The organism is Candidatus Harpocratesius sp. (assembly GCF_054039255.1).
In genome coordinates this window covers 1-4769 of the sequence record NZ_JBPLBG010000060.1, presented here as the reverse complement: position 1 = coordinate 4769, position 4769 = coordinate 1, and the positions used below count along the sequence as shown (strand labels likewise).

At 29.6% G+C, this 4769-nt stretch carries 3 protein-coding genes and 1 rRNA gene; 3 read left to right on the top strand and 1 reads right to left on the bottom strand.

What is annotated here, in order from left to right; genetic code table 11:
* Positions 1-119, top strand: a 16S ribosomal RNA gene (locus ACXLDF_RS13570); the annotation flags it as partial.
* A 109-nt stretch (positions 120-228) separates the two neighbouring features.
* Here the strand turns inward: ACXLDF_RS13570 and ACXLDF_RS13565 are convergent.
* On the bottom strand, positions 229-978 hold the full coding sequence (locus ACXLDF_RS13565) for a DNA-methyltransferase (protein ID WP_457559079.1): 750 nt from the start codon (positions 976-978) through the stop codon (positions 229-231).
* 331 nt (positions 979-1309) lie between these two features.
* Here ACXLDF_RS13565 and htpG point away from each other — a divergent pair, with 331 nt between their 5' ends.
* Positions 1310-3637, top strand: a complete 2328-nt coding sequence (gene htpG / locus ACXLDF_RS13560) for a molecular chaperone HtpG (RefSeq protein ID WP_457559078.1) — start codon at positions 1310-1312, stop codon at positions 3635-3637.
* Between the two features lie 308 nt (positions 3638-3945).
* Positions 3946-4764 carry an FTR1 family iron permease gene (locus ACXLDF_RS13555; RefSeq protein ID WP_457559077.1) on the top strand — a complete coding sequence of 273 codons (819 nt, stop codon included), beginning with the start codon at positions 3946-3948 and terminating at the stop codon, positions 4762-4764.
* The last annotated feature ends 5 nt before the right edge of the window (positions 4765-4769 follow it).

Here is a 4769-nt window from a genome sequence, read left to right as displayed (position 1 = left end):
CATCCGAGTGTTATATGGTTGAAAATGGGTCCTTAGGGTTCATTTGAAATCGTGTAGCGCGAGGAGGGAGAAGTCGTAACAAGGTAGCCGTAGGGGAACCTGCGGCTGGATCACCTCCTTTACAACGCACCGAAGGTATCATCCTTCGGGCATTTCTTTCTTTTATTTATTATTTTAAAAATAACAGTAGATTATTGTTTTAAACAGTTAGAATCTTTGTTTGATGAATTATTCTTTTAATCGATTAAAAGCTGCTTGATAAAATTTTTTATTAATTTCAATTCCAATACAATAACGCTCAAGTTTTTTACAAACAATGTTAACAGTGCCAGTTCCTGCAAATGGATCACACACGATTTGATTTGGATTAGAAGAGACAATTATTAATTTTTTAATTAATTTTTCTGGTTTTTGAGTAGGGTGTAAGGTTTTAAATTTACCTTTTGAATTTGGTTCACAATTTAATAATCGTTCAGGTCGTTGACATATGGGTGTTTCTATAAGATTGTGCATTTTTTTTTGTCCTAAGAAATTAAAAGTCGGATTACCTTTTACAATAAATAAAATCAATTCAGTAGAAGAGAGATATCCCGATTTTCTAATTTTAGGAGCAGGGTTTGTTTTATGCCAGACTAATATCCCTTTATATCGAAATCCATATTTTTCAGTAATGCGGATCAAATCAGAAATATATTGAGCACCAAAAAAAATATACATCGATGCATTATCTTTTAATTTAGGTTCAAGAGATTTAATCCATGAATCAGTAAATTCTAAAAATTCATCATATGTTTGGAAATGATCAAAATGAGCATTTTGTATAATATCGGCACGATGTTTAAATTTTATATTGGATTTTGTCATTATATAAAAAGGAGGGTCAGTAACCACCAAATCTATGGATTTATTAGGAAACTTTGGTATAATCTCAAGAGCATTTCCTAATAAAATCTGATTTTTCTGCAGATTGAAAGTCATTCTTTAAAATTCATTATGATAATAAATATTTTAAAATTTCTTGATCTTTTACCTTCACTATTTTGACATTTTTTAATTCAAATTTTTTTTTCTTAGTCTTTTTCTTTAGGAAATTACATTTTCTCTTCATATAACCAAAATTACAGACATTAGAAACTCATACTTTTTAATTAAAAATAATTTTAAACTTAAAAATTATCACTTAATTCTGAATTAACTTTTGAAGCCTTAGGTAGAAGTTTTAATATTATTTTACTTTAATAAACTTGACAACATCTTTTGTAATCTACCAATTTGATCGATATAGCAAACAACATAATGGTGATTAATAATGACTGATGCAAATACACATGAATTTAAAGCCGAAATCAAAAAATTGCTCGATATTTTAAGCAAATCACTCTACCAGCATAAGGAAATTTTCCTTCGAGAGTTGATAAGTAATTCTTCTGATGCGTTAAAAAAGATCCATTTCATTGGTCTTTCTAATAAAAATATCGCGGATCCTGATTTAAAGCATGAGATTGAAATAGTTTTAGATCAAGAAGCAAAAAAATTGATTGTTAAAGATACAGGAATTGGAATGACCAAAGAAGAGATGGTTCAGAATTTAGGAACAATTGCTGGAAGTGGATCACAGAAGTTTTTAGAGCAATTAGAACAATCTTCTGAAGAAAACAAAGAAATTGATTTGGATATTATTGGACAATTTGGAATTGGTTTTTACTCGGTGTTTATGGTTGCGAAGAAAGTAGAAGTTATCTCTAAATCATATAAGAAAGATGAACCTGCATATCGATGGATTTCAGATGGTTCAGGTCAATTTGAAATTGAAATTACTGAAAAAGAACATCGCGGAACAGATGTTATCATCTATTTACAAGATGAAGAAGATGAATATCTCCAATCTTATCGAATTGAAAATATCATTAAGAAATATTCTAATTTTGTTCCGTTTCCAATCTATGTTACTGAAATTAAAAAACCAGAAGAAAAAGTTGAAGTAGATCTTGATGAAGAGACAGATGAAAAGATTGATGAAAAGACTGATAAAGATAAAGAGAAAGAAATAGATGAACATACTAGTAAAGAAGAAGAAAAAGAAAAGTCTACAGATGAAACAGAAGAAGAAGAAAAAGAAGAAAAAGAACCTGAACGCGTTCCTGTTAATCAAATTAACCCTATTTGGAAACGAAATAAAACAGAAATCACTGATGAAGATTATTTAAATTTCTATCATTATATTTCGAAGCGATATGATAATTATCTTAAAGTAATTAATTATAAAGTGGATGGAAGAGTACAATTTCGTTCCATTTTATTCATTCCAGAAACGCGATCTCAAGATTTACTTCGACCTGAGGTAGAATATGGGCTTGCTCTTTATTCAAAAAATGTTATGATTATGGAAAAATCGAAGGATATCATTCCTCAATGGATGCGATTTGTCTATGGAATTGTGGATTCAGATGATATTCCTCTTAATATCAGCCGTGAAACAATTCAAACAAATCGATTAATCATGAAAATTGAAGGATTGGTGGTAAAACGATTTTTCAAAGAAGTTGAAGATCTATATACAGAAAGTCCAGATAAATACAAAACTTTCTGGAAAGAATTTGGAACCTTTATCAAAGAAGGAATTGTTACCGATCACGCCCGAAAAGAAAAATTGTTAGAATTATTGCGATTCCAAACAAATAAGACTGCTGAAGATGAATATATAAGCCTAAAAACCTATGTTGAACGGATGCAAGAAGATCAAAGTGAAATTTACTATTTAATTGGCGAGAATCTTGAAAGTATGAAAATGTCTCCTCATCTTGGATATTATGAACAGAAAAATCTCGAAGTAATATTCTTTGATCAACCTATTGACAATTTCTTAATGATGAACGTCCATGATTATTCCATGAAATCTGGCGAAGGTGAAGATTCCGAAGAAAAATCCTACCCATTTAAACCAATAGATGTTACCGAAGAAGAAAAGAAACCTGAAAGTGAAGATAAAGAGAAGGATAAATCATCCGAGAAAGATGAAGATGAAGAGATACCCTCTGATATTAAAGCATTTCTTGATCATGTGAAATCTTTATTGGGTGATAAAATTATCGATGCAAAAATTTCCAAGCGGTTATACAAAAATGCATGTCGATTGGCAAATCCTTCTACTGGAATGACTTCCAGCATGCAACGGGCAATGCGTTATTGGACCCAATCTAATTTGGATAAATCTTTTCAGATCCCCCGTAAAATATTTGAATTTAATCCAGAACATGAAATGATTCAGAAAATGGTCTCACTTTATAAAGATGATCCTAAGAACCAATTTATTGATCCTGTAATTGAGCAAATGTTTGAAAACTGTCTACTTGCAGAAGGTGATCTTCCTGAACCAGCTAATATGGTACCTCGAATCAATCAAATATTAGAAATGTTGATTACAGGTAAGAAAATTACTGAAATTCCAGTAAAATCTGAATCAAAATCAATAAATGAAGAAATTGACGAAAATAAAGAGCAAGAAGACGAAGAAGAAAATAAAGAAAGCAATATTCAAGATGCAGAAATAATCGAAGATAGTGATTCTGAGAGCAATTCTGAGAGCAATTCTGAAAGCAATTCTGAAAGCAATTCTGAAAGCAATTCGAATGAATAATCGGATGATAATTCTAAAAAAGACTAATACTAAGCATTAAAAAAAAGGATTAGAAGAATAACAGCATAAAAGAATTGTTATAGAGGTAAAAAAATCCTTTTTTTCTTTTTTGCTTCTTTCTTTTTCCTTTATCCTTTTTTCGATTATAATTCTGTTATATGGGTGAAAAACTTATTCGCACTTGATCTATCATTTTATTATTTGAAAAATTAGAGTTTTATTTATTTTTAATATTAGTCATGTCTAATAATAAAAAACTCCATTTATAGTATGGATTTACTTTAAATCTTCAAGTAAAGGTGAACGACATGATCGCTAGTTTAATTATAACATTTCGAGAAACTTTAGAAGCAGTCTTAATAACAGGAATAATCATCAGCTACCTTAATCGAATTGGAAGAAAAGAAATGAAGACTTATGTTTGGTTAGGTGTATTAATTGGGATTTCTTTTAGTATAATTGGTGCTTTTATTTTTAATCTTCTATTAGGTGGATTTATTGGAAGATCGGAGCAAATGTTTGAAGGATTTCTGATGATTTTAGGATCATTACTAATAACCTCCATGATCTTTTGGATGATGAAACAATCAAATATTGTAAATAATTTAGAAAAGAAAATTGAAACAAATATTAATGTAAAATCAGATAAAATCCAAAAACTCGGTGTTTTTTCGATTGTTTTCATTGCGATACTGCGAGAAGGGATCGAAATTGTAATTTTCCTTGGAACAACTTCTTTTATTTCAGCTGAGAATTCTCTAATTGGTGCGATATTAGGAATTGTTTCTGCTTTGATTTTAGGATATATGGTGTATATTGGGGCGATGAATGTAAATTTAAAAAATCTATTTTCGATAACTGGAATTTTCCTTGTTTTTCTCGCAGCTGGATTATTTGCTTATGGAATTCATGAATTACAAGAAGCAAATATTATTCCAATATTTATTGAACATATTTATGATATAAATTCATTTATTGATGAAAAGGGAACTTTTGGCAGTATCTTAAAAGGTTTATTTGGTTATAACGGAAATCCATCGCTAGTTGAAACCACAGTATATTGGCTTTATCTTATCTTTGCCTTAATTTTCTGGAAATTGAAATTTCTTCATATCAAGAAAAAATAGATTTA